This window comes from Gammaproteobacteria bacterium (assembly GCA_036383255.1).
Lineage (GTDB): Bacteria > Pseudomonadota > Gammaproteobacteria > Natronospirales > REEB76 > DASUBN01.
In genome coordinates, this window is record DASVOS010000010.1 from 98,973 (window position 1) to 124,652 (window position 25,680).

21 protein-coding genes are annotated in these 25,680 nt (G+C 58.9%); 14 read left to right on the forward strand and 7 right to left on the reverse strand.

The window, feature by feature from the left end; all coding sequences use genetic code 11:
* The first annotated feature begins 16 nt into the window (after window positions 1-16).
* The 7 genes from VF651_06380 (at window position 17) to VF651_06410 (ending at window position 8,369) form a co-directional block, all read left to right on the forward strand.
* Entirely contained in the window at window positions 17-586 is a 570-nt protein-coding gene (locus VF651_06380; protein HEX7965327.1) for a hypothetical protein, read from the forward strand.
* Window positions 587-723: 137 nt separating this feature from the next.
* Window positions 724-1,824, forward strand: coding sequence for an RHS repeat-associated core domain-containing protein (locus tag VF651_06385; protein ID HEX7965328.1), 1,101 nt, complete (start codon window positions 724-726; stop codon window positions 1,822-1,824).
* Between the two features lie 12 nt (window positions 1,825-1,836).
* The gene (locus VF651_06390; protein HEX7965329.1) at window positions 1,837-2,307 is read left to right on the forward strand and encodes a hypothetical protein; all 471 of its coding nucleotides are present in this window, start codon (window positions 1,837-1,839) and stop codon (window positions 2,305-2,307) included.
* A gap of 347 nt (window positions 2,308-2,654) precedes the next feature.
* The gene (locus VF651_06395; GenBank protein HEX7965330.1) at window positions 2,655-3,203 is read left to right on the forward strand and encodes a type 4 pilus major pilin; all 549 of its coding nucleotides are present in this window, start codon (window positions 2,655-2,657) and stop codon (window positions 3,201-3,203) included.
* Between the two features lie 176 nt (window positions 3,204-3,379).
* On the forward strand, window positions 3,380-6,784 hold the full coding sequence (locus VF651_06400) for a hypothetical protein (protein ID HEX7965331.1): 3,405 nt from the start codon (window positions 3,380-3,382) through the stop codon (window positions 6,782-6,784).
* A 14-nt stretch (window positions 6,785-6,798) separates the two neighbouring features.
* Complete coding sequence (locus VF651_06405; protein HEX7965332.1) at window positions 6,799-7,215, forward strand: hypothetical protein; 417 nt, start codon at window positions 6,799-6,801, stop codon at window positions 7,213-7,215.
* Between the two features lie 257 nt (window positions 7,216-7,472).
* Complete coding sequence (locus tag VF651_06410; protein HEX7965333.1) at window positions 7,473-8,369, forward strand: hypothetical protein; 897 nt, start codon at window positions 7,473-7,475, stop codon at window positions 8,367-8,369.
* Between the two features lie 20 nt (window positions 8,370-8,389).
* Here VF651_06410 and VF651_06415 read toward each other — a convergent pair whose 3' ends face one another.
* The 3 genes from VF651_06415 to VF651_06425 all read right to left on the reverse strand — a co-directional run bounded on the left by VF651_06415 (window position 8,390) and on the right by VF651_06425 (window position 12,232).
* Window positions 8,390-9,652 (reverse strand): hypothetical protein, encoded by a 1,263-nt coding sequence (locus VF651_06415; GenBank protein ID HEX7965334.1) that lies wholly within the window; start codon window positions 9,650-9,652, stop codon window positions 8,390-8,392.
* A gap of 282 nt (window positions 9,653-9,934) precedes the next feature.
* Window positions 9,935-10,984 (reverse strand): sodium:calcium antiporter, encoded by a 1,050-nt coding sequence (locus VF651_06420; protein HEX7965335.1) that lies wholly within the window; start codon window positions 10,982-10,984, stop codon window positions 9,935-9,937.
* Window positions 10,985-12,232: a THUMP domain-containing protein gene (locus tag VF651_06425; GenBank protein ID HEX7965336.1), complete on the reverse strand. Its 1,248-nt coding sequence runs from the start codon at window positions 12,230-12,232 to the stop codon at window positions 10,985-10,987. It lies immediately after the preceding gene.
* Between the two features lie 45 nt (window positions 12,233-12,277).
* Here VF651_06425 and glnE point away from each other — a divergent pair, with 45 nt between their 5' ends.
* The 6 genes from glnE (at window position 12,278) to VF651_06455 (ending at window position 18,997) form a co-directional block, all read left to right on the forward strand.
* A complete protein-coding gene (glnE, locus tag VF651_06430) occupies window positions 12,278-15,130 on the forward strand; it encodes a bifunctional [glutamate--ammonia ligase]-adenylyl-L-tyrosine phosphorylase/[glutamate--ammonia-ligase] adenylyltransferase (GenBank protein HEX7965337.1) in 2,853 nt (950 codons plus the stop codon).
* Window positions 15,131-15,194: 64 nt separating this feature from the next.
* A complete protein-coding gene (locus tag VF651_06435) occupies window positions 15,195-15,398 on the forward strand; it encodes a zinc-finger domain-containing protein (protein HEX7965338.1) in 204 nt (67 codons plus the stop codon).
* 59 nt (window positions 15,399-15,457) lie between these two features.
* Window positions 15,458-16,180 carry a glycosyltransferase family 2 protein gene (locus VF651_06440; GenBank protein ID HEX7965339.1) on the forward strand — a complete coding sequence of 241 codons (723 nt, stop codon included), beginning with the start codon at window positions 15,458-15,460 and terminating at the stop codon, window positions 16,178-16,180.
* Complete coding sequence (gene rfaD / locus VF651_06445) at window positions 16,177-17,121, forward strand: ADP-glyceromanno-heptose 6-epimerase (protein HEX7965340.1); 945 nt, start codon at window positions 16,177-16,179, stop codon at window positions 17,119-17,121. Before VF651_06440 ends, rfaD begins: the two co-directional genes overlap by 4 nt.
* Before the next feature lie 7 nt (window positions 17,122-17,128).
* Window positions 17,129-18,139, forward strand: a complete 1,011-nt coding sequence (gene waaF / locus VF651_06450; GenBank protein HEX7965341.1) for a lipopolysaccharide heptosyltransferase II — start codon at window positions 17,129-17,131, stop codon at window positions 18,137-18,139.
* A gap of 33 nt (window positions 18,140-18,172) precedes the next feature.
* Window positions 18,173-18,997, forward strand: coding sequence for a hypothetical protein (locus tag VF651_06455; GenBank protein ID HEX7965342.1), 825 nt, complete (start codon window positions 18,173-18,175; stop codon window positions 18,995-18,997).
* Window positions 18,998-19,153: 156 nt separating this feature from the next.
* On the opposite strand, the gene VF651_06460 is transcribed toward VF651_06455, so the two are convergent.
* Both VF651_06460 and VF651_06465 read right to left on the reverse strand, forming a co-directional pair.
* Window positions 19,154-19,627, reverse strand: a complete 474-nt coding sequence (locus tag VF651_06460) for a VOC family protein (GenBank protein ID HEX7965343.1) — start codon at window positions 19,625-19,627, stop codon at window positions 19,154-19,156.
* Window positions 19,628-19,715: 88 nt separating this feature from the next.
* Window positions 19,716-19,976 (reverse strand): DUF5062 family protein, encoded by a 261-nt coding sequence (locus VF651_06465; GenBank protein ID HEX7965344.1) that lies wholly within the window; start codon window positions 19,974-19,976, stop codon window positions 19,716-19,718.
* A gap of 274 nt (window positions 19,977-20,250) precedes the next feature.
* Between VF651_06465 and VF651_06470 the strand changes: the two genes are divergently transcribed.
* Window positions 20,251-23,397: a metallophosphoesterase gene (locus VF651_06470; GenBank protein ID HEX7965345.1), complete on the forward strand. Its 3,147-nt coding sequence runs from the start codon at window positions 20,251-20,253 to the stop codon at window positions 23,395-23,397.
* A gap of 41 nt (window positions 23,398-23,438) precedes the next feature.
* Here VF651_06470 and VF651_06475 read toward each other — a convergent pair whose 3' ends face one another.
* Both VF651_06475 and VF651_06480 read right to left on the reverse strand, forming a co-directional pair.
* Window positions 23,439-24,089: a hypothetical protein gene (locus VF651_06475; GenBank protein HEX7965346.1), complete on the reverse strand. Its 651-nt coding sequence runs from the start codon at window positions 24,087-24,089 to the stop codon at window positions 23,439-23,441.
* Window positions 24,090-24,243: 154 nt separating this feature from the next.
* Window positions 24,244-25,620 (reverse strand): YhjD/YihY/BrkB family envelope integrity protein, encoded by a 1,377-nt coding sequence (locus VF651_06480; GenBank protein HEX7965347.1) that lies wholly within the window; start codon window positions 25,618-25,620, stop codon window positions 24,244-24,246.
* Window positions 25,621-25,680 lie beyond the last annotated feature (60 nt).

Below are 25,680 nucleotides of genomic sequence, written 5' to 3' on the forward strand. Positions count from 1 at the left end.
ATCGGGGCCGTATTTAATGAACTTTGATTTCCGCAACGAATATGAGTGGGAGTTAGAGTACAAGGAGGCTTTGCGTGCCGCCGTGGCAACACCTGTCGGAATCCTAACCGGAATCGGCACGTTAATTGGATTCATGATTCTTCGGTTCCAGTATTCCCAAGATCTTTACTACACGATATTTTTTGTTGTGCTTTGCGGGGCGGCGGCGTGCAGCCTGGCTGTTGCGGTTTATGCGCTTGCACGAACGTCGCACGGGAATGTCTACAAGAGAGTGGAGTATGCCTCTGGGCTCCAGGCGTTCCATACGCAATTGACTCAATGGCACAGACTTAGTCTCGCCTCCAGGGATGAGGATATTGAAAGAGACTTCAAGGAATATCTAGATAGCTCGTATGCGAAAGCATCAGAACATAACGCCAAGGTTAACGAAGCCAGAGCAGATTATCTGTTTATAGCCAACAGGTGCTTGCTGGCTTCGGCCGTTTTCACTGCGTTGGCGTTTGCCCCCTATTTTTACAACTTCGAAACCCAACCTCAAAAGCCGCAGTTGGTGATTCTCGAAGCGAATTCTGTACACCCTAAGTGAGGACAAGCCATGTCAAACCAAGACAAGCCTGCAGCACCACCTCCACCCCCTCCGCCGCCCGTGACTCCGTCAAAGCCATCGGGCCCGCCTCTACGAGATGTTAGAGAAGGGCATATTCCGCGGAAGAAATAAGGCAGATGCAAGCTGGCTGCTTACACCTAGATCTGGGTGTAAGCAGCCACGCTGCGTCCAGTTTCAGCACGCTGCATAATCCGCTCTATTACAGCGGGTTAATCCACATGAACGGCCGCATTTATGACCCGACGATCGGCCGAATGTTGTCTGTTGACCCTGTTTATCAGGCTCCTACAAACAGCCAGTCAATCAATCCTTATAGCTATGTGATGAATAATCCTCTGTCTCTGGTTGATCCTAGCGGATATTGCGGAACTGCCACTCAGGGCAGCAATAGCCAATGCCAGACTGACGGTAGTACGGGCCCTTCCAACGACAACGACAAGCTCAAACCTGGGCAAGAGCAATCGGTAACATTCAAAGATCCTAAGACGGGTCAGATTGTAACCATCACTGCGAAAGTCAACGCGGACGGCAGCGTGTCCGTTTACGACAATAAGGGTACTGTCGGGATGAATATGGCCGTCGTTTCGGCGATACAAAGCTTAGGTAGTCAAAGCACAACTACACCCAGTGCTACCAATGCGTCAGGGTCCGGGAATCAGGGGTCGCCGGCCCAGAGAGGAACCGTAACTATTAATACTCAAGGTGCACCCGAGGGGTTTGCGGCAGATGTAATTAAGGCGATGGCCCACACGGACGCATCTGGTATTGATCCCTACAATGACATCATAAATAAGGGAACTAATCTCACGATTAGTTACTCAGATACGAAACATACCGGCGGAGAGGCTGGCGACGATGGGTTTGGTGTGACGGAAGATAATGGGGTTGTCACGAGCGCCAAACTCTTCTGGAATCCAAGTCAGGGTATGCGTGTTAGTGGAGCGCACGGTCCGATTCAGAGTCCTGCGATGGGGCTGTTCCACGAAGCAGAGCATATTGTGCGGGTACAAAGTGGCGCTGCAGATCTTGAGTTTGACCCAAAATTGCAGATGATGCGCGCCACGGAAAAAGAGGAAGATTGGATTATCAATCATCCAGAACGCGACGCCGCAAAGGCTCTGGGTGAGCCGATCCGGCAGTATCATTGGCAAGGCGGTCAAGCAGGCCAGCAGCCGACCGTGCCAGACCCCACCTATCATGATCCGCCTAACTATTAAGAGGGCTTCTCCGTGAAGAAAAGCGTTTTTATCGTGCTAATGGTTTTAGTGACCATTTTTGGCTCGGCTTGCGCAGCTGCCGGCGGAACACAGTCGACTGCCTATGTAAAAGGCCAAGTATATTTATTTCATTGGGAGGAGATCACCAATAGAATAAGGCCATTGTCTGAAGTTAGAACCGAACGTACGGAGTACGTTGAAATCTCTAACGTCGAGTATCTGAAGGCTTTTGTTGGCTGGTTAAGGCTCGATGCTCTAACAGAAGTGGAAGAGCCAGTAGAGCATAACGCTCTTTTTGTTATTGACTTAACCAAGGCTGACGGTGGCGTGGATACCTACTACTCTGATGGTTGTAACCTTTATAGTGCTGACTCCAAGTATTCACGTCCCATAGATGCTTCCTTTAGGAAGCAGTTTGATTTCTACGGCGATGATATGGTGTTCAAGACGTCTGGGAAAAGTTATAAGCTGTGCGGTAACTAGAGCTTCATCCTGATATGTATATGTATACGGGCGCTTCGGCGCCCGTTTTATTTGGTTTACTGTCCCGCACCAGTACGGTGTCCAGCCTTCACCGGTTTGGGTGCCCAGTCGTGGGTAGCAGAGTGTCCATTTTGACCCAGCGTATGCATTAAGCAAACAAATTCCCATTAAACGTCGATTTGGCTCGTTTCCCCGCACCGAATTCAGCGTTGGCCAAAGTAAATTGGGTAAGTACGTCCAAGATGGCCTTTGAAGGCACCTTAAGACCACCTAGCGCCCTTAACAGAGAGGCACGTTTGGGTTGTACTTAGTGTTGGGAATTAAACCTCAGAACAAGGAGACGCGCTATGAAGCTCATGATCTGCGGGTTGGGAGTGTTGGCGGCGGCTTTGACGTTCGTCCCTGGCGCCAATGTCGAAGCCAAGGGTGTGGGTGAGGGGCTCGAATTCTTCCATACTCTCTACGAGGCAAAAGAACTCCTCGGGATTATCAATACTTCGGCTGGGCTGGATGATTTCACGATCATCACAGTTCAGCTCGGTTCGGAAGATGCAATGATACAGAGTGCGATGACCACGGATCTAGCTATCAAAATGGGAGTGTTCCCATCGAATCTGGTCCAGGATGGCAAGGTCTACAATCGATGGGGAGGCTCGATCATCCTCGGTCATACTCCGGAAGGACGTATGTACCTCTACACGTCCAAGCTTCCCCAGGAAGTGTGCAAGGGTGTCATCGCCCGCGATATGGCGGCGTTCCCCTACATAGGGGTGAATTGGACTGCGATGACGGACGTCAAGAGCGCGATGAATACCTGCGCCGATGGCGAGAACGCGGTGATCTTTTCATTTGACCGGAACTACCCCTCAGAGCTGCTGACGGGTCCGATGCCGTAACCATCGGCCGGAAGGGGTCGAGTCTGGTTCCCGGTGGCGGAACCAGACTCGATCTGGGGCTTAAGTATCCGGCGTCGCTGCCTCTGGCGCCATGCCTTTTATGCAACTAGACTCACGGCCACAGGTTGGTCAGGGGAAGCAGCGCAGTCCAGCATCGGTATTCAGGGGAATCATCAATGTGGTCCTATCTGTGGTATCCGCTGGGTTGGCTATTGCGGTCCAGCGAGTACCTGACAACGACTGAGCTGTTCTGCTGGTGGCGGAGCAATCCGCTTTACTGCGGGGAGCGCTATGGCATCGGCCAGTGGCTGATGGTCGGCATTGGCCGTCTGCCGCGCCAAACCGCCTTCGAGCTGGGGGCCTTACAGATACTGCTCTTCATCAACCTGCTTGAGTACGAGCCAAGCTGGCCGTTCCCGGAGTTCAAGGCATTCGAGGACCACGCGACGCTGGTGGCGTACTTCAGCTCGCCGTGGATGTTGCAGGGCACCATCGTGGCCCTCACGTTCCCCATCGTGGTGGTCCTCATCGCGTTCCTGTTCCAGAAGCGTGACGAGTCCGATGTGCGGCTACGAATCTACCTGGGCGATTCCTGCGCCCTGGTCGTGACCGTGTCGTCGCTATCACTGGCCCTGTGCATGACCATCCAGTACGTGTTGCTCTGGTTCGACGACCGCTACCTGGTGCAGTGGGTCATGGTGATGGACATCGCATGGTTTGTCGCCAACATCGCCGGTACCCTGTACTTCCTGTACAGCTCGTTCGCGTTCCTGGTTCCGGAGTCCCGGTCCCGGACCATCCGCCGCTACGTCTTCACGGTCATCTGGCCGGAGCAGGTGCGCAGCCTGTTCAAGCAGTGGCTGGTGGTGCAGGCAGCAGACGATCCCACGCTGCTACCCGAGGGTCGGCATAGCATCTATATCGGATCCAACTGGAGGGCGTACGGTGATCCAGTCAGCGAGCGGTACTTCTTCTGGCAGGTCTATCTCTCCGCCATCAACTTCCGCATCCTAGAGTGGGCCCTGAGATTGTGGCGGCGGAAGCTGAACCGCACTCCCCAGACCAAGACATCCCGGCAGAAGCTATTGGGACAAGAACCCAAGCTGCTGCTCCCTGTGGATTTCGACACCCCGTCGAAGGGGAAGATGAGCGTGGTCCGCGTGCTGGCCGGCGAGCAACCAGGCTGGGTGACCCGGCTGCTCCTGTGGTTTGCCCTCTGCTGGACGCAGCGGGCACCCGCGCCGCGGCCCCAGGTTGAGGATTTGCTCGAGGAGTTCAAGGGCGATGTCCTGGAGGCGCTTCACAGCAGTCGCCAGGAGCTGTTCAAGAAGTCCTACAAGGAGCTGCTCAGCTTCATCGTGCTCCTTATCCGCTCCAGCGCCTACTCGAAGGGCAGGGAGAAGGGGAACTTCGCGTTGTTGATGGACCGGAGCGGCCTGAACGTGATGCACCAGAAATGGCTACGCATCAACGTGCCGATCTTCGATGCGGCGACCAAGACCCTGAAGGACGACGACTTCTATTTCCGGCAGGTCACCGGCGTGCCGTATCGCCTCGCCATCGAGCTGAACGGGCTGGAGCACTTGGATTTCAAGCGATCCGCTGTGTTCCTGTCCAATACGATCTGGTGGGTACTGGGCAACTGGTGGAACCGCGCCGTCGAGGACCAGGGCGTGCTCGAGCACTCCAAGTGTGTCCCCGTGGAGCTGAAGCCGCCGCTGCGGTCAGCCTACAACGCGGCGCTGAACGACTTCGTCGGCTCCTACGAGACCCTGCGTTCCATCGGTTTCGACCCTTTCGACAAGGTGTCATTCGAGGCGTGGCCGCGGGCCCAGGACACGACCCGGCTGCACATGCTGCATATCTCGCAGATCCTGAATATGGTATTCACCGCCGTGCATCGCGGAGACACCATGGGGGCGGAGGCCGCGCTCGACATGTTGCAGCGCTGGGCGGACACCTTGGACCTCCGCCTGGGCGGCATAACCGGCCTGCCGATGCGTGGGTGGCGGCTGACTGTCAACGACGTGATCGGCAAGGACGTGGAGGAGGTGGAGAAGCTGATCAATGATGCCGACGATCTGTCGGACATGAGCGGCAACGAGGCGGCGGCGCTGGTGGGCCGCGCCATCAAGAACTTGTGGCAGGACATGACTGTGCTTGCCGCCCTGGGATTGCTGCTGTCCGGCGCCGAATGCAAGGGGGACCAACCTTTGTCGTCCCGGCTCGGGCGGAGCCTCATCGATGGGATCACGACCCGCGCCGGGGGCACACGCGCGGGCGGATGGCGGCCGGCTCGTGGCCGGTCAGACGTCTTGCAGATCATCTTCCGCCAGTATTCATCGCGTGGTGCGGCGGGCGACTACGGCATGTATCTCGACCAAGTCTGGACGGCCATGCACGAGATCGGCAACGAGCCGGCGATCTCGGGCCGCATCTACAGCATGAACAGTAACGTGCCCGACCAAGACAAGGTGATGGGGGTACAGCTCCTGTACCTGATGGTCTCGGAGGTGGGTCCGTGGCATCCGGAACGGCAGTTCAGCCAGTACGTGTCCGGGTTGGTGAGCACGGACAACGAGGCCACCCAGCGTTTGCGCGACTACGTGAAGCTGCTCTTGGCCAGAGTGGAGGGACAGGAGTTCGAGGGCCTGGTGGAGACCTACCAGCGGCTGCGCAAGGACTCGACCCGTGATGATTTCGAGGCCCAGCGCGCCATCGTGCGCGACGGGCTACGCGCTTTGGCTGAGATGTTCGACGCGGCGCTGAACCAAGATCTTGCTAACGCCGAGTTCGATGTTGAGCGCTTGCGGGAAGTGGAGGAGTGGGCGTCCGCGACGGGCTTCATCCCCGCGCGCAGCATCGCGCCCGTTTCCATGTTCCGCCGCGCCGAATATGCCCCTGACATAGGCATCGAGCACGCGCTGACCATCAACAAGATGGGCAAGGGCGAGTTCGTGACGCCCAGGCGCGGCACTGTGGCCCTGAATGAGCAGGACTGGTTCGACGCCACCGTCCGCGACCGTGTGGCCCTCACAGTAACCTCGGACCTCATCACAGGTCTAGACCTGCAAACGGTCTCGACCGCCTCCCCCGAGGCTTATTGGGAAGCGTTCGAGCGCACCGCAAAATACTTGCGCGGCAGGAACCTGACCCCGGTGCTGCTGATCGACTACGCCGGTCCTCCGGGATGGCTGCGCTATTGGATCTCGACGGTCCAGCCGCAGGGCACGTTCGTGCCGAAGGACCTCCAGGTCACCTTCGACCGCCCGCGGGGCGGCATTTCGGGGTACCTTGCCACGCTCAATGGCGTCCAGGTCTACCGTGCCTACATACCTCGCCAGCAGTCTCTGATGCTACCGTCCGAGACCTTCGACACCATTCGGTTCAGGACATACATCGGAGGCCACACCGTGCTGGCGTCCATCGCGGAGGAGCCCACGGATCCACGGTTGGTCAACCTGACGTTGAAGTGGGCGCATGAGATCAAGTACGACGAGAGCCTGCGGTCCCTGGCGACGCGCTTCATGTATGGGGCGAAGACAGAGCCAGAAGAGTTGGCGCCAAAGGCAGGCGGATGAGGAGCTGGAGACAGATGACCGCAATCAGATGGTCTTGGCTGCTGGGTATTGCCCTGGGGTTTGCTGCGGCCGCGCCTGCATGGGCGGCATCGCCCGGCAAGGATGTGAAGGCCTCGTTGGGGAAGATCAAGTCGGTCGCCGGCGGCAGCGTCCTGTCCAGGATTCAAGCGTGCGGGATTAAGTTTGCGGACGGCTCATACCAAGAGGCGGCGGTGAGCGACATTCCCGACATCGGCGCCCACAAGGGCGATGTCATCTTGGAGATATACATCGACGTGCCGCCGATGCCAGGTGGGACCGCGAGCGCATACAGAGGCATCGTTGCCCGTTGGGTGATTTCAAAGGGCGTCGCCCGACCCAATACAAGGTGGGCACAATGGCTGCAAGAGAAGGAAATACCAATCGGTTCGGCCGACTGGATGAACTGCTAGGGCCCCCGCGTCTTAGAACAGGTCGCCCAGCTTCCGCCTTAGGCGCTCTGAGATCGTCAGCAGTGACTTGAGCGTTGGGTGCGCTTGGTCTTGTGCAACGGCTGACCAGCACCGGCGTTCCTACGGCGGCTGCTCAGAGTTAACCGGCGAGGCGTCCGGCTTGGACGGGTTCTGTTGACCAGTTTCAGCCGTTTTGTCGCCCACTTTTGACCGGTTTATGCAATGTGCACAAACTTATAAATGAACCGGATTACAAGTTGTCGCGAGAAGGGAAGATCGTTGATAGCGCGATACGCAAGATATTTGAAACCCAGCTATCAACGCAGTTGGCATTCTACGTAACCGAGAACTATCCAAATTATCTGCTAGGGAAGGTAGAGGAAATCAAAGAACGGCTCCGATCGCTTTGGCGATTCATGGATGCGGACAAAGACCACTATTTGGCAACAGGCGAATTTGTACTCGAATACGACAAAGACGAGATAGAGAGTAAGGTCGCGGGGTTGGTGGAACTCTATGACAAAGCCGATTCAAAGAAATCATTTGAAGACGAGTTGAGACGCCACGATGAACTATCTTGTCTGTTGTTGAAGGCCGCTATTATCAAGCATGGATCGAGGTCTTCGCCATCCAAGAAGGCGGATGCGCTAATTCAGTTCGCTGATGAAGTGCTGTCCGGTATTCCGGCACGAGAACTAGTGGTAGGTCTGAAACATCTCACGCAAAAGAGCAATTTTTTTGATCCCGCTAATGCGGGGCTGGGGGCACCAAAGGTTCCACAGAAAATAAATGCGATGGCGTGGGACTTGATGTTGATTCGGATGATCGAAAAAATTAATTCCATGGACCAAGACGGGTACTACCACCATACGTTTTTTGCCACCTTTGATTGGAGGCTGGTGGAATTACACGACGACTACAAAATAAAGGCGAGGCTCTTTCCACCGAGAGAATGGAAAGAACCATCATTCCCCATTCCTCAAGAAAACTATCTTGAGTACATGGGAAATCTTGTAGGAATCGAGAGAAGTAAGGCGGTGTTCAACGACTTTGCAACTAAACGGCGCATGAGTCAGCGCCCGAGCCATGAACAGATCAAAGTTCTAAAGTCGGAGTTGGAAAAGGAAGCGATAGCCGCTCTATCGCCAAAATAAGGCGCAACGAGAGCCAGCGTTTAGTCCTTACTTCGAGTGACCAATGCTGTCATGAACTCTAGAACCTTGTTTGGCTCGGCCTTGTCCATCAAGGTGCTCACCAAATCGTGTGCTGGACTAACAGGTTCGGACTCGCTGAGGACGCGGATCGGATTAGCACCGAACGTATCGATGGCTGTTTGCTGCAGCTTTTTCAGCATTTCGGGATCAGCGCCCATTTCTTTGGCATAGCCGGCAAAGGACATGGCCACAGCCTCTTTGAACGCATAGTCCTCTGACAGTCGCGCAGTTCTACCGAATTGACGAACCGCAAACCAAGCCACCCAAATAAAGGGAAAGCCTATGAGGAGATGAATCACAAGTTTGACGTACTCCGAGGGCTGGCTGTTCGGGTTCAAACTCATAATCTCGTTTGCTAGAACACCCGTCCCAAAGACTAGGCAGAGTAAGGCAAAGGCGAACAGGCCAAACCATGCTTTTCTTGCGGTATCTAAGGACTGCCGGCGATCTGCAAAGGATTTGGCAAGTCCAACTCGGCTTGCACCACGAAGCGCAGCGTCGGCCTGATCTCGAAGGGCAGTAATCTGTTGGTCCAGCTTCTTGTAGCTTTCTAGCCCGGCACTTAGTTCGCCGATTAGTCCGTTGATGGTGCCCTCTGCAGACGAAGCATTTTTAGCATTCCCCTGAGCATTGGTCATCGCAGTGCTAATTTCACGCTCATGGGCGCGAATTTGCTGTAACAGCTTATTGGCCTCTTCCTGCAGCGTTGTAATTGTCTTGTTTAGCGCCAGTAAATCAGCAGCGCCCTGGTCCGCCGCGTCTTCTGCTTTGTCGTGCAACTCCTGCACTTCCAAAACCAATGAATCCAGCGACGTTACCTTCGCTTGGAAACCCGCGTCCGCAAATTTCTTTTTGGCGGTTCCGGCTAAAGAGGACGGAAGCAGCCATGGCAAACTGGAAACCGTCCGTGCGAGGCACTCTGATAACTGCTTTACAGCATCAGGTCCAGTATTCAAATTGCCAATGATGGGCACCAGCATCCCAACGTTCGATTGAATACCTGCTTCGTAGGTCTGGAGAAATACGCCATTGATATCGTTACGCTGACTGATTTGCGTGATGAGGGCTACGCACTCAGCGAGGGTCCGCGTAATCGACTCGTGGGACAAGGATCCAGGAGGCCCAGGCAGTGGAAGGGGGTCCTGAAGTTTTGATTGGACCTGTCCCCAGACCTTGGAAGCTTCGTTAATGCCCTTAACAATACCGTCCCATTGCGGCTTCATCGAATTCTCCCTTTATGTCCTTGTGCCTCGATTGAATCGGCACGCTCCCGTACCCCTACGGGAATGATCGACAGCTAGCTTAGTCCCGAATATCGTTTTGGATCGAAGGATAGCGGGTCAAATTGGATTTTTTCACAATTTGACGGCTCACCATCCCAACTTTGGGTCCTTATTGCGGCTGTTCCTTGCGCCAATTGCTGGCGCGTCATACGTAAGTCATTGACTTACCTAGGCCCTCATAAGTTGCTTATGAGTAGCCCTACAGCGGCTCAGCGGGGAAGTTCAGCCGATGAGGAAGAGGCCGAGGATGCCGAGGGCGTAGAGCAGCAGCACAGCCAGGGAATCCAGGCCCATGCGCAGGACCTGGCGGCGGGGGCGGAAGATGAGCCCCACCATATAGACCAGCGTCAGCAGGATGCCGAGGCAGGTGAGGTAGATGTCCGTCTCGTGGGCGGAGGGCAGCACCGCCTCGCCGGACAGGAGCGTCGCCATCAGGAACAGCACCGGCATGAACGCGTTGCCGCCGAAGATGTCGCTCATGGCGAGCTGGTAGTCGCCGAGCTTCATGGCCGCGAGTCCGGTGGACACCTCCGGCAGCGCGGTGGCGGCGGCGAGCAGCGTGGCGCCGAACACCACGCCGTCCATGTGGAGCTGCTTGGCCAGCGTCTCGCTGGTGACCTCCAGCAGCACGCCCGCTCCCAGCGTCACCAGCGCCGCGGCGGCGAAGGTCGCCACCACCCGCAGGAAACTGCGGCGCTGCATCGCCTCCTTCGCGCGCGCCTTGGTGGCGCCGCCGCGCTTCATGCGCTGGCCGCCCGGGGCGGCGCCGGCATCCTGCCAGGGCAGGTCGCTGCGGGACTGCTTCACCAGCCACAGGCCGCCGAGCCAGAGCGCGGCGATGAACAGCGTCGGCGGCGTGACCCGCAGGAAGATGAGGTGCTGCGGCATCTGGGTGCCGATGAGCACCACCACCAGCACCGCCACCACCATGAGGCCCTCCACCACCAGCGTGAGGGAGGCGGCGCGGTGGCTGAGCGCGGCGGTGGCGCCGAGGCCGAACACGTCCAGCACCACCAGCACCACGGTCTGGATGGAGATGCCGCCCAGGATGTTGCCGATGGCGAGGCTCATGTCGCCGTGCAGCGCGGCGCTGGCGGTGATGGCGATCTCGGGAAGGGTGGTGACGATGCCGAGCAGCACCAGCCCGCCCAGGGCCTCGCCCCAGCCGAGCCTGTCCGAGAGCACGTCGGTGCTCAGGGACAGCTTGATGCCCGCGTACCAGACCGCGGCGGCGGACAGCAGGAACAGCGCCAGGGCCGTGAGCGCGCCCACTCAGGCGGCTCCCGCGGCGGGCTTGCCGCGCATGAACCATTCTTCCTCCACCTCGAACTGCAGGAGCTTGCACTCCAGCGCCCCGTTGTAGAAGGAGTTGATCTTGCGGGCCCGCAGGCCGGTCTGCTTGGCGAGGTCGGTGGCGTCGGTGATGACGCCGGCCTTCCAGTGCCGGCAGTTGCGTTTCAGCCAGTCGCCCAGCGCCGCGTAGAGGGGCCCGAGCGTCTCGACGGTGCCGAGCCGCTCGCCATAGGGCGGGTTGGTGACCACGAGGCCCGCCGCGAGGTTGGGCGGCAGCACGTTGACCTCCAGGGCCTTGTGCTCGAAGCGGATCGCGGGCGCGACGCCGGCGGTGCGGGCGTTCTTCTGGGAGGCGAGGATGGCCTTGGCGTCCATGTCCATGCCGAGGATCGTCGGGCCCTTGCCGCGGCCGGCGTTCTGGCGCTCGCGCGCCTGCATGAGCGTCGTCTCCCACAGCTTCTGGTCGTGCTTGAGCCAGCCCTGGAAGCCCCAGTAGTCACGCAAGAGGCCCGGCGCCACGTCGCCGGCCATGAGCGCAGCCTCGATCACCAGCGTTCCCGAACCGCACAGGGGATCCACGAAGCTGCCGCCGCTCTTCGCGATCTCCGGCCAGCCGCACTTGAGGAGCAGCGCCGCCGCCAGGTTCTCCTTGAGCGGCGCCGCGACACCGGCCTCGCGGTAGCCGCGCATGTGCAGGCTGTCGCCGGAGAGGTCGATGCTCACGGTGGCGAGCCCGCGGTGGAGGTGGCAGTTCACCTGCAGGTTCGGCCGCACCCGGTCCACGGAGGGGCGCCGGCCGGTGAGGTCGCGGAACCGGTCCACGATGGCGTCCTTCACCTTCTGCGCGCCGAACTGCGTGTTGCTGATGCTCTCGCTGGTCCCGCCGAAGTCCACCGCCAGGGTGCCGTCCGGCGACACGTCCTGCTCCCAGGGCATGTTGCGGATGGCGGTATATAAGGCTGCCGCGTCCGGCGCCGGGAAGCGCGCCACCGGGTAGAGCACCCGGTTCGCGGTGCGCAGCCACAGGCAGGCGCGGTAGGCGTCCGCCGGCGTGCCCTCGAAGCTCGCGCCGCCGCGCGCTTCCTTCACTTCCTTCGCGCCCAATGCTTTCAGCTCGTCCGCGACCAGGGGTTCGAGGCCCTTGGCGGCGGTGGCGAAGAAGCGCAGGAGCCGGGAGGTCTCGCGTCGCTCAGGACGCGGACGGGAACGGGGGCGGGGACTGCTCATTGTGCTAGGGTACATGCCCCGACAGCCCTGCGCCTAACCAGACGCATGACCCGAGCCTCCGCCATCCCCGCCGTATTGCTTCCCGCGCTGGAAGCGGCCGAGTCCCGTTACCGTGAGAACGGCGGCGCTCCCGAGCGTCCGCCGGCGGCGGCCGCCGAGACCTTGTCGCGGGTATGGGCGGTGAGCGGTTTCGTGGCGCAGAACTGCGCCCGCGACCCCAAGTTCCTGGAGGAGCTGGCCGCCTCCGGCGACCTCAACTCCGACGCCTCGCCCGCCGCGCGGGTGCAGGCCCAGCTGAAGGACGTGCCGGACGAGCGGGTGCTGATGACGCGCCTGCGCCAGATCCGCCGCCGCGAGATGACGCGCATCGCCTGGCGCGACCTCGCCGGCGGCGCGGACCTGGACGAGACCCTGCGCGACCTCTCCGACCTCGCCGACGCGCTCACCCAGGGCGCGCTCACGCACCTCGCCCGCTGGCACGCGGAGCGACACGGCACGGCGCGCAACGACAAGGGCGTGGCCCAGTCGCTGGTGGTGCTGGGCTTGGGCAAGCTCGGCGCCCGCGAGCTCAACTTCTCCTCGGACGTGGACCTCATCTTCGCCTACCCCGAGGGCGGCGCTAGCGACGGCGAGCGGCCCCTGGACAACGAGGAGTACTTCCTGCGCCTCGCGCAGAAGCTCGCCAAGGCGCTGGACGAGTCCACCGCCGACGGTTTCGTGTTCAGGGTGGACCTGCGCCTCAGGCCTTTCGGCGAGGCGGGGCCGGTGGCCCTCAGCTTCGACGCCATGGAGACCTACTACCAGAACCACGGCCGCGAGTGGGAGCGCTACGCGTTCATCAAGGCGCGGCCCATCGCCGGCGACATCAAGGCCGGCGAGAAGCTGCTGCAGGCGCTCAGGCCCTTCGTGTACCGCCGCTACCTCGACTACGGTGCCTTCGAGTCCCTGCGCGACATGAAGGCGATGCTGGCGCAGGAGGTGGAGCGGCGCGGCCTCTCGGACAACGTGAAGCTCGGCCCCGGCGGCATCCGCGAGATCGAGTTCATCGGCCAGGTGTTCCAGCTCATCCGCGGCGGGCGCGAGCCGCAGCTGCGTGAGCGCGGCATCGTGCCGGTATTGAAGTACCTGGGCTCCAAGGACTACCTGGACCCCAAGGACGCAGCGGCGCTGCTCAACGCCTACGTGTTCCTGCGCCGGGTCGAGAACCGCCTGCAACAGGCCGGCGACCAGCAGGTGCATGAGCTGCCGGAGGACGAGCTCGGCCGCGTGCGCCTGGCCTTCAGCATGGGCTACCCGGACTGGGCCGCGCTCAAGCAGGAACTGGACGTGCAGCGCGAGGCGGTGCATCGCATCTTCCAGAACGTGGTGGTGGCCCCCAAGGCGGTGCAGGAAGAGGCCAAGAACGCCGTGGCCTGGGCCGACGACGCGGAGGCCGAGGCGCGCCTGGCGGCGCTGGGCTACGCCGATCCCAAGGAGGGCGCGCGGGTGCTGCACTCGCTGCGGGAGGGCGCCACGCGGGAGCAGGGCGAGCGCTCGCGCCGCCTGCTGCAGGCGCTCCTGCCCCGGCTCGTGACCGCGGCGGTGGAGGCGAGGAAGGAAGGCGTCACGCCCGACGAGACCTTGAAGCGCCTGGCGCGGGTGGTGGAGGCCATCGCCAAGCGCTCGGCTTACCTCTCGCTGCTGACCGAGAACCCTACGGCCCTGGGCCAGCTCGCCCGGCTCGCCGCCGAGAGCGTGTGGCTGGTGGACATGGTGGTGCGCTCGCCGATCCTCTTGGACGAGCTCATCGATCCGCGCATCTTCAAGGAGTTTCCCTCCCAGGACTCGCTGTACGCCGAGATGGAAAGTATGCTCGCCGGCATCGCACCTGATGACCTCGAGATGCAGATGGACGCGCTGCGCCAGTTCCAGCAGGCGGCAGTGGTGCACGCCGCCGCGGCGGACCTGGCCGGCAACGCGCCGCTCATGAAGGTGAGCGACTTCCTGACCTGGACCGCCGAGCAGGTGATCCGCAAGGCGCTGGAGATCGCCTGGCGCCAGCTCATCAAGCGCCACGGCCGGCCCCAGTGCATCGAGCACGGCCGCCTGCGCGACGCGCGCTTCGCGGTGGTGGCCTACGGCAAGCTCGGCGGGCTCGAGCTCGGCTACGGCTCGGACCTGGACGTCGTGTTCCTGCACGACAGCCGCAGCGCCGAGCAGCAGACCAACGGCCCCAAGGTGCTGGACAACCTGGAGTTCTTCACGCGCCTCGCGCAGCGGGTCATCAACATCCTCTCCATCCCGACCACCTCGGGCGTGCTCTACCAGGTGGATACGCGCCTCAGGCCCAGCGGCGGAGCCGGACTGATCGTGAGTTCCATGGACGGCTTCGCCCAATACCAGGAGCAGCAGGCCTGGACCTGGGAGCATCAGGCGCTCCTGCGCGCCCGGCCGGTGGCCGGCGACAAGGAGGTGGCGGAGCTCTTCAACGGCGTGCGCCGCTCGGTGCTGGGACGTCCGCGGGACAAGGACAAGCTGCGGGAGGACATCGCCGCCATGCGCGCGCGCATGCGCGAGGAGCACAAACGCGTGGGGCAGGACTTCGACCTCAAGCTCGATCCCGGCGGCCTCACGGACATCGAGTTCATGGTGCAATACTGGGTGCTGGCCCATGCCCACGAGCACCCCAAGCTGCTGGACTGGACCGACAACATCCGCAACCTGGAAGGGCTCATCGCCGCGGGCGTGGTGCCCGAGGCCACCTGCAACTTCCTGGCGGACACCTACCGGGACTTCCGCCGCCGCGTGCACCGCCTGACCCTGGAGGGCCGTCCGGCCCGGGTGCCCCCTTACGAGGTGGAACCGGCCCGGCAGCAGGTGCGGGAGCTGTGGCAGAAGACCTTAGGGCCGGCTGCATAGGACTCAGAGTCCTAGGCGGATTGGTATAATCGCGCCTCTTCTATAGAGAGTCCCCGAGGCCCCCGTGTCCGCAGCCGAACGTGAAAGCCTGGCCACCCCGCCCAATGCCCAGAAGAGCTACCAGGTGACCCGCAAGGACCTGCCGTTGCACTGCCCGACGCCGGAGATGAGCAAGTGGAACTCCCACCCCCGGGTGTTCCTGCCCATTGAAGCCACGGGCGAGGCCAAGTGCCCCTATTGCGGCGCGGACTATAAGTTAGTCGGTTAAGTCCCTTTTCCGCGGGAGGCCCTCTCATCAACGCGCTTTCCCGCATCTCTGCCGTGCTGATGGTCCGCGACGCGGAGGCCTCCCTGGCCGCCACGTTGGACGGCCTCAAGCGCTTCGGCGAAGTGGTGGTCTTCGACAACGGTTCGAAGGACAACACCCTCGACGTGGCCCGGCGCTATCCCAACGTGCGCATCCACCAGGGCGAGTTCGCGGGCTTCGGGCGCACCCGGAACAACGCTGCGAGGCTCGCGCAGAACGACTGGGTGTTCTCCATCGACGCGGACGAGGTGCCGGACGAGGCGCTGCTTGCGGCCCTGGACGGCCTGACGCTCTCGGATGCCGCCGTGGTGTATGCGGTCGAACGGCAGAACTACCTGTTGGGCAAGCGGGTGCGGCATTCGGGCTGGGGCAGCCAGTGGCTGGTGCGGCTATACGACCGCAAGACCCATGCCTTCACCGACGCGGCGGTGCACGAGAAGGTGGAACTCAAGGCAGGCGAGGCGCCGGCGCGGCTCTCCGGGACCCTGAAGCACGCCCCCATGGGCGACGCAGGGGACTTCCTGGTGAAGATGCACCGCTACACCATGCTGAAGGCGGCGGAATCCACCCGGACCTACCATCCCGCCGTGATCCTGCTGAAGACCCTGTGGGCCTTCATCCGCAGCTACCTTTTGCGGCTCGGCATCCTGGACGGCTGGCGCGGAGTGCTCATCTCCGTGTCGGAGGCGAACGGGGTATTCTATAAATACATGGTCATCTATTCCAAAAGAGACGGCGCATGATCATCGTCACCGGCGGCGCGGGCTTCGTGGGTTCCAACCTGGTTCTGGCGCTGAACGCGCGCGGCCACTCCGACATCATGGTGGTGGACGACCTCAAGGACGGCACCAAGTTCAAGAACCTGGCCGAGGCCGAGATCGCGGACTACCGGGACAAGGACGCGTTCCTGCAGCAGCTCCTCTCCAACCACAGCTTCGGGCCGGTGGAGGCGGTGTTCCACAACGGCGCCTGCTCCGACACCACCGAGTGGGACGGACGCTACATGATGTCCGTCAACTACGATTACTCCAAGGCGCTGCTGGACTACTGCCAGGCCCGCAACATTCCCTTCATCTACGCCTCCTCGGCGGCGGTGTACGGCGGCGGCAAGGTGTTCAAGGAGGAACGGGGACACGAGGCGCCGCTCAACGTGTACGGCTACTCCAAGTTCCTGTTCGACCAGTACGTGCGCCGCCGCATGAAGAGCGGCCTCAAGGGCCAGGTGGTGGGCTTCCGCTACTTCAACGTGTATGGCCCGCGCGAGCAGCACAAGGGCAAGATGGCGAGCACCGCCTTCCACTTCAACAACCAGATACTCGAGACCGGCAAGTGCCGGCTGTTCGAGGGCAGCGACGGCTACGGCGACGGCGAGCAGCGCCGCGACTTCATCCACGTGGACGACGTCTGCGCCGTGAACCTGTGGTTCTGGGACCACCCCAAGTGCTCGGGCATCTTCAACCTCGGCACCGGCCGCGCCCAGCCCTTCAACGACGTGGCCAAGGCCGTCATCAAGCATCACGGCAAGGGCAAGGTCGAGTACATCCCCTTCCCGGACGTGCTCAAGGGCCGCTACCAGAGCTACACCGAGGCGGACCTCACGCAGCTCCGCGCCACCGGCTGCGACCACCCGTTCATGACGGTGGAGCAGGGCGTCGAGAAGTACATGCAGTGGTTGAACAAGTAAGCCGCTGATGGCTGGCAATCGGATATTGGTCGTCGGGCCCGCCTGGGTCGGCGACATGGTCATGGCCCAGAGCCTGTTCATCACGCTCAAGGCTCGCTTCCCCGACGCTGCGATAGACGTGCTGGCTCCCACCTGGTCGCGGCCGCTGCTGGCGCGCATGCCGGAGGTGGCCTCCGCCGTGAACCTGCCGCTGGAACACGGCGAACTCGGCTGGGGCGTGCGCCGGCGCTTAGGAGTAACGCTCTACGGCCGTTACCAGCGGGCCGTCGTGCTGCCGCGCTCCTGGAAGTCAGCCCTGGTGCCGGCCTTCGCCAACATCCCCATCCGCACAGGTTATCGGGGCGAGCTGCGCTACGGCCTCATCAACGACATGCGCAAGCTGGACAAGAAGGTACTCACCCAGACGGTGCAGCGTTACGTGGCGCTGGGCCTGCCGCAGGGCGCGCCGCTGCCGCCCGCGATCCCGCAGCCGAAGCTCAGGGTCGACAAGGACAACCAGCGCCTGCTGGTGGACCTGAACCGCCTTAACCTGGACAGGCCCGTCGTGGCGCTGCTGCCGGGCGCCGAGTATGGCGAGTCCAAGCGCTGGCCGCCTGCGCGCTACGGCGAGCTCGCCCGGCGCCTCAAGGCCGCAGGACGGCAGGTGTGGATCTTCGGTTCCGCCAAGGAGCACGAGCTCGGTGCTGCGATCCAGGCGGTGGCGGGCGAGGAGGGCGTGGTGAACCTCTGCGGCGCCACCAAGCTCGCGGACGCGCTGGACCTCATGGCGCTCGCCGAGTGCGCCGTGACCAACGACTCGGGGCTCATGCACATGGCCGCGGCGGTGGGCGTGCGGCTGGTGGCGATCTACGGTTCATCGAGCCCGGACTACACGCCGCCCCTCACCGGCAAGGCCAGCGTGGTGTACCTGCGCCTCTCCTGCAGTCCCTGCTTCGAGCGTACCTGCCCGCTGGGGCATCTCAACTGCCTCATGCAGGTCGAAGTGGAAGATATCTTCAGGCGCGCCACCGCGGCCTGAGCACGGCACCGATGGGAAAATGGGGAGTGATGCATGGACCGTTCCAGCAGGGTGATCCGTCTTGCGTGCCTCGTGGGCGCGTTATCGCTGGCCGCTTGCGCTTCGCAGGGGCACAAGCAAGAAGCCGCCGCCGCTCCGGGCGGCGAACAGAAGAGTGAGAAGCCGCTCATAACCCGCAGCGCGGTGTTCTTCCCGGGCGAGACGGCCGACCTCGAGCTCTATCAGAAATACGTCTATCCGGACGCGCCGAACGGCGTGCAGATGACTTACCGTTCCAAGGCGTTGCCCGAGGCGCGGATCGACTTCTTCGTATTCGTGCTGGGACGTGGATCCCAGGCACAGGGCCTCAAGGCCGGCGACGAGCGGATGCGCTACGAGATCCAGGCCGCCACCAAGGCCGGCAAGTACGAGGACCTTAAGTTCACGGACGAGAGCGACTTCCCGGTGACCGAGGCCGACGGCAGTACGCTGCCGGGGCGCCGCTTGCTGCTGACCATGAACGGCGATGGCCGTCCGTTGGCGTCGGCGGGCTACATGTTCTACAAGCAGCTCTACCTCATCGAGATCCGGATCACCGATGCGGCCAAGGCCGAAGATATGCTCAGGCAGGTAGGGGACCAGGCTGCCCGGCAAGTGGTGCCCTTGATCCACATCCTGAACGAGGGTGACTGCCAGAACGTCACCGCCTACGTGGGTGATAACGTCACGCCCCAAAGCCTGCTCGCCGCGATGCAGGATGGCATCAAGCGCAGCGAGGCGGACGGGTGCCCGACCCACGACCTCAAGCCTGCGGACTTCCAGCCTAAGGAAGGCGAAGACGTGCTGATGCTGAACTACAAGTCAGAGGACTGGCGCTGACGGGCAGCGACCTCGCGGCGGAGCAGGCCAAGGTGCAGGACGACGTGAACAGCTTCAAGACCTATCCCGTGATCGCGTTGGGTCTCACCTATCGCTTCTGACGGGACTTGCCGATGGACGAATGGAGGCGGGCGCAAGCCCGCCTTTCTTTTGGAGCTAACCTTTATAAGCCTTCTCGATGGCGGCGATGTCGATCTTCACCATCTGCATCATGGCGTCCATGGCGCGCTTGGCCTTCGCCTTGTCTTTGTCGTTGATGTACTTGAGCAGTACGTCTGGCGTCACCTGCCAGCGGAAGCCGAACTTGTCCTTCAGCCAGCCGCAGGCGATGGGCTCGCCGCCGCCGGCCAGCAGCTTGTCCCAGTAGTAATCCACTTCCTTCTGGTCCTTGCAGTGGACCATGAGCGAGACCGCGTCGGAGAAGGGCCTGTCCTCCAGGCCATTCAGGGCCGTGTACTCCTGGCCCTCCAGCTGGAACTTCACCACCAGCACCTTGCCCGGCGCCGGGCTGCCTTCGCCGTAGTAGGTGGTCTCCAGGATCTTCGCGTCCTTGAAGAGGGAGACCCAGAACTTCGCGGCGTCCTCCGCCTTGTCGTTGAACCAGAGCATGGGGGTGATCTTCTGCTGCATGGCGGCTTCCTTTCGGGCGGGGGACTGAAGTCGGCAAATCTAGCACGCTGCCGGGGGCGCACCGACCAGAATTACCATAAGGGATATGTCACTCCAGCAGCTTGTGTCCCTTCGGCAGTTGATGCGCGTACCAGAGCGCGAGCCGGTGGCGCATGGACTGCTGGGAGACCTGTTCCTCCGGCATCGGCGCGATCTTCCTGTCATGTACGAGTAGCCGGTAAATGTAGAGGATCTTGTCCTCCTGGGAATCGGTGGCCTCGAACACCACCGCACCGCGACCCTCCGCGTATTTCACCCCGGCCAGGATGGCTTCTTTGGTGAGTTCAGCTTCGTGTTTGAGTTTTTTCATAGCCTCAATGTAGCAGAGCCTTGGAGGTGTTCTGTGGGATTTCTGACCCTCACTATGTGGTTTGTTCTCCCTCGTCAGAAATTCCAATAGAAACCGGTGCCTACGGTTTTCCATGCCTATTCTTATCGAAGGGAAGAGGGACCTATGGGCCCCAGTCTTGCGGCGTTGATTCACGGGAGTAAACTCAAGGCAGGGGAAAGGATTTTGAAGGTCATACGCGCAAGGTGTAAGGCCACAGGGAAGTCGACATCGTGAAGGAAGTTATCGGATTTTTGTGCCGCAGCTGTGGTTCTACAGCTCGAGCGGCGTTTTCTCCTCAGGATTTACTTGGAGTAAAAAGGTGAAAATACTCTTAGTCCATTTAAGCGATATTCACATTAAGAGTAAATCCGACGGTATTCTCAGCCGCGCACAGTTGATAGCAGCGTCAATATTTTCTCATTTACATCAAGCCGATGTCGTATTTTTTGTGGTGTCAGGCGATATAGCTTGGAGTGGTCTACGAGATCAGTATAGCGAAGCAAAAAAGTTCTTTTCTGAAATTGAAAGACATCTGCTAGCAGAACGAAATGTTCCAATTCATTGGATTTTGGCTCCCGGTAATCATGATTGTGACTTTACTGCTGGTATGCCGTCAGTACGTGAGACGGTCGTTAACGAAATCGCGAGGTCTGAAGGTGAGCAAATAACCGATGACAAGATCAAAATTTGTACAGATGTACAGTCAGAGTTTTTTGATTTTAGAAGTGAGATGTCCTCTGGTTTGGAGATGAGTTACGGAGATAGATTGCTGGTTCGCTATAAATTCAACCTGAATGGCAAAGAACTGACCTTTGACTGCCTAAACGTTGCATGGTTATCCGTAAGAAGTGAGGAGCAAGGGAAATTATATTTTCCCTATGAGCGTTACGCCGCTTTAGCGTCCCTCGATTCTTCTCTTCGGATAGCTGTAATGCATCACCCGTTAAATTGGTATGGACAAGCAACTTATCATCCGTTTCGTAGATTTCTAAGAGGAACATACAATTTACTTCTATCTGGCCATGAACATCAGCAGGGCGCTGGCGTCAACGATGATCTATTTGCTGGGCAAAGTGCGTATTTAGAGGGGGGCGTACTTCAGTCGCATGATAAAGATCAGCTTGCAGGATCATCATTTAATGTGGTGCTGATCGATACGGAAGACAAGTTATTTAAAAGCGACATGTTTAAGTGGCATTCTTCTCGATACATTTCTGAAGATGGCGGATCTTCATGGGCAGACTATAGAAGGCTTCCAGAAAAAAGTACGAATCAGTTTGTAGTTGAAGCCTCCTTTATGGAAATTTTGAATGATCCTGGGGCTACCTTTCGACATCCAACAAAGCAGTCTCTTAGACTGCACGACGTGTTCATATACCCCGACATTCGCAAGAGAGATGATGATAGTCGAGGACAGAAAGGTATTCTAAGTAGTTCTACACTTCGGACAGTTGAGAGCATTAAGAATGGCTTATTGCTACGGGGAGATGAAAAATACGGAAAAACTAGTCTCTTGTTTCAACTTTTTCTTCACTATCACGATCTTGGAATGGTTCCGCTGTATCTGAATGGGGCTTCAATTGATGGCGCTAGTGAAACAGATATTTTAAAAAAGGTAGACCGTGCTGTTAAAGAACAGTATGGAGCAGCAAATGTGGCTTTGTTTAAGCAGACGTCGCGAGATAGAAAAATACTTTTGCTAGATGACATCGATCAGATTCGGATTCCGCAGAAATTTCAAGGCGCCGCTTTATCAGTTTTATTAAGAGGCTATATTGGTTTTATAGCGACATCTGATCAAGTCTTTGAGATTAGTGAAATTGCCTCGTCAGATTTCGCTGCACTGGCAAAGCTTTGGGATCAATATGAAGTATTGGCATTTGGACACAAATTGCGCTATCAATTAGTAAAGAAATGGAATGCACTTGGAGATGTGCGTCTAACCAAGCTAACGGAATCTGAAAAGAAAAATGCGAAGGCTGAAGAGCTGCTTAATAAAGTTATCGGAAAAAATTATGTGCCTTCTGCGCCAATTTATTTGCTCACGCTTTTACAAAGCGTTGAGTCGATAAAAGGGAACGATTTAGCGAATAGCGCATTTGGACACTATTATCATTATTTGATAGTTCAGTCATTGAATGAAGCGGCAATAAAACCGGATCGTCTCGATGAGTTATTCCATTATTGCTCTCAACTGGCTTGGTTCGTAAAACAAGGCTCACTTCGTGAGCTAAGTCATGAAGATTTACAGAAGTTCAATTTAGATTTTTCTGAGAAATACCTTGCGGTAGATTTGGGCGTTCGCATTGAAGAGTTAATTGCTTCAAAAATTCTCAGCAGACGCGGGAGCTACTACCATTTTACTTATCCATATCATTTTTATTTTTTCTTGGGACGATATTTGTCTGAAAATATTACGCGAGAAGACATCCGTGCATATATAAAGCACTATTGTTCACATTTATACGTTCGTGAACATGCCAACACTATTTTATTTTTGACTCACCATTCGAAGGATCGATTCATCTATGAGTCAATTATGACAGTCCTAAAAGATCTTTTTAAGGACGTCAACGCTCTAGACCTGGAAACTGATACAGAACTGCTTAATGCGCTTGTGAATGAGGCTCCCAAGCTTGTCTATCACGACGGCGATGTAGAGAAACGACAAGAGGAGATGAGAGCGGCTCAAGATGACTACGATGCGAAGCATCCGATAGAGAAGGAATCGAATGCTACTGAGCAAGTGGGAAAACTAGAGTTGTGGGCGCAGCTCAATTTGGCAGTTAAGACAGCCGAAATTCTCGGTCAAATCTTAAAGAACCATTATGCGTCAATTGAGAATCCACAAAAGGAACTAATGACGGACGAAATCTTCTCTGGGTCATTGAAAGCAACTCGGAAGATACTAGATGAATTACTGGCGCGACGAGAGCTTCTAATTAGCACTATGGAAGGAGCCATAAAAAAATCAGAGGATTCGCTCAAAGATGAAAAATTAAATGATCGTGCCAAGCGAGCGATGTTTAATATGCTTGGCTTAATGACACTCGCCTTTATTTGTAAGACAGCTAGTTGTGTTAATTCAGAATATATTAGGGGTGTCGTGCGGAAGGTTGCCAAAAACAACGGTTCAAATGCTTATGAATTGATAGATATAGCCGTAAGCCTTGATTTTCCAGGGTCAATTCCATTTGATGATATTAGAGCCTTAAAAGAAGAAAATGAAAGCAACATATTTGTGAAACGTCTTTTGCAGTCACTTGTTATTGCCCACCTTTATATGTTCAAGACTCAGGATGCTGATAAACAGCGTCTATGTTCAATTTTGGATATAGATATTTCTTATCAGCGCATGATTGATGTACGAGGCAAAGATGTTAAGAAGGCCAAGTACTAAGCATGTGTGTCTAGTATGCATGGGGTGCTAGAGTTCTTTTTTTATCTATTGATAAAGTCTCCTGCCGTGGCTTTGTTGATATCTAGCGGTTTTATCGCTTCGTACTTTTCCAGTTTTTCTTTGGCCTCGTCCTCCGGGATAGCCTCGCCGTCCAGGAAGTAGGACGTGTGCTTCACGTTGGTGGTGTCCAGATAGTCGACGGTCACCAGGTTCTCGAGCTTGCTCTCCACGAAACTCTTGTTGACGGGCAAGGGCTCGTTGCGCAGGGAGTTCTCGAGCCCTATGTAGCGCGCGTTGTTGGCGCCGCCGCTGAACACGAACAGGGTACCCACCGAGGAATCCGTGCGGTGGGAGACGGGGTAGTAGCCGATGAGCGGCACCAGGGAGGTCTCGCGCTTGCCGTCCACCGAGAGGGTGAGGGCGATGAAACTGTAGACCTGGCAGTGGATGTTGTAGGCGAATCCGCTCACGTTGTTCACGTAGAGCTGGGTCTCGTCGTACTTCTGGGTGCCGGGGTTGAAGATGTAGGACGTCTGCACCGAGAAGTGCGGCTGCTGGGCCTGGGAGTTCAGGGCCAGCTGCTGGTTGCTGATGCGGTAGGAGGCGAGGGAGACGAACAGCGCGGCGAGGCCGAACAGCAGCGAGGTGAAGATCTCGAAATAGATTTTGTTGCGTTCGAGGAAGCTTTTCATGGACTCAGGCGGCGATGATCTCTTGCAGGGGTAAACGAGGGATTTTGGCGCCTGGCTAGGCGCAAACGGCCGAGAACCCGGAGCGTACTCTTAGTGTACGTGAGGACTTCGAGGGCGTTTGGAACAACGCCAGGTGACAAAAGACCCGTTTACCTTATTTTTTCTTGCTCTGGCGGGCGAGTAGGACGGTAGCCGTTTCAAGCTCCGCCGGCTCGCCCTGGCTGATGAACTCCTTGAGCGTGATCTTGCCCAGGGTCTCGTTGGCGGCCGTGTCCAGCTTGCGGATGACGTCCTCCGCCTGGGGGATGGTCTTGATGTGCTTGTCCGCGTCGCCCTGCTGCTCGGGGTTGCGGCGCACGGCCATCACCACCTCCCGCAGCGTCATCTCCGCGATGTCGTAGGCGGGCATGTAGCGTCGGATCTTGCCGGAGACCACCGCCAGGAGCCCGCGCTGGCACAGGCGTTCCAGCACGTTGAGGATGAGGTCGGTGGGCAGGTGCAGGCGGCGCGCCAGCTGCTCGCGGGACCACGGCGTGTGGCCCTCCTCGTAGGCGCGGCCGACCAGGTACATGATGTGCACCGCCACCCGCTCCATGGTGCGCCCACCCACCTCGTTGTGCTTCAGGCCGTAGCGCACCAGCTCCGGGTTCTGCACGTAGAACGCGATCTGGGTCCCGATGAGCACGATGATCCAGCTCGTGTAGAGCCACACCATGAACATCATCATGATGGCGAAGCCGGAGTAGATGGCGGTGAGCCGCGTGGACTGCGCCGAGAGCTCGGTGAAGATGTAGCCCGCCACCTCCCAGCCCACGCCGGCGATGACGGCGCCGATGAGCGCGGCGCGGAACTGCACGTGGGTGTTCGGCACGAACATGTAGAGGAACGTGAACGCGAAGATCACGAACACGTAGGGCAGGAGCTTGGCGGCGGCCACCAGTAGCACACCCACCGGTGCGAGGTCGATGATGTGCTGCACCACGGACTGGCTGCTGATGGTGGCGGTGAGGCCGAAGGCGGACACCAGCAGCAGCGGACCGATGAGGATGACGCTGATGTAGTGGCCGAAGCCCTCCATGAACCCCCGCGGCTCGCGCACGCGCCACACGTGGTTGAACGCCGTCTCCACCATGCGCACGGTGGTGACCACGGTGTAGAGCAGGAGCGCCAGGCCCACGGTGCCGAGGATGCCGGCCTTCACGTTGTTGACGAAGTCGATGACCTTGGCGGCGATCTCGACGCCGCGGGCGCCGAGCGGCATGAACAGGTTGGCGAGCAGGGGTTGCAGCTTGTGCTGCACGCCGAAGCCCTTGAGCACCGAGAAGGCGAAGGCCAGGAACGGCACCAGCGCCAGGATGGTGATGTACACCAGCGCCATGGCGCGGATGCGCAGGTCGCCGTAGAGGAGCTCGTCCATGAGCACGTTGCCCATCCGCACCCAGAAGGTGAGGACACGGCGCGTGCGGCTCATGGAGTACACGTCCTGCTGCCAGACGGCGCTGCTGAACTTATCTGAGAGGCGCTTGAGCATGCTTAATCCTAACGCAAATCGTTGTTTTTGACCGTTTTTAGGGCTTCGCGCCGCTGCTCC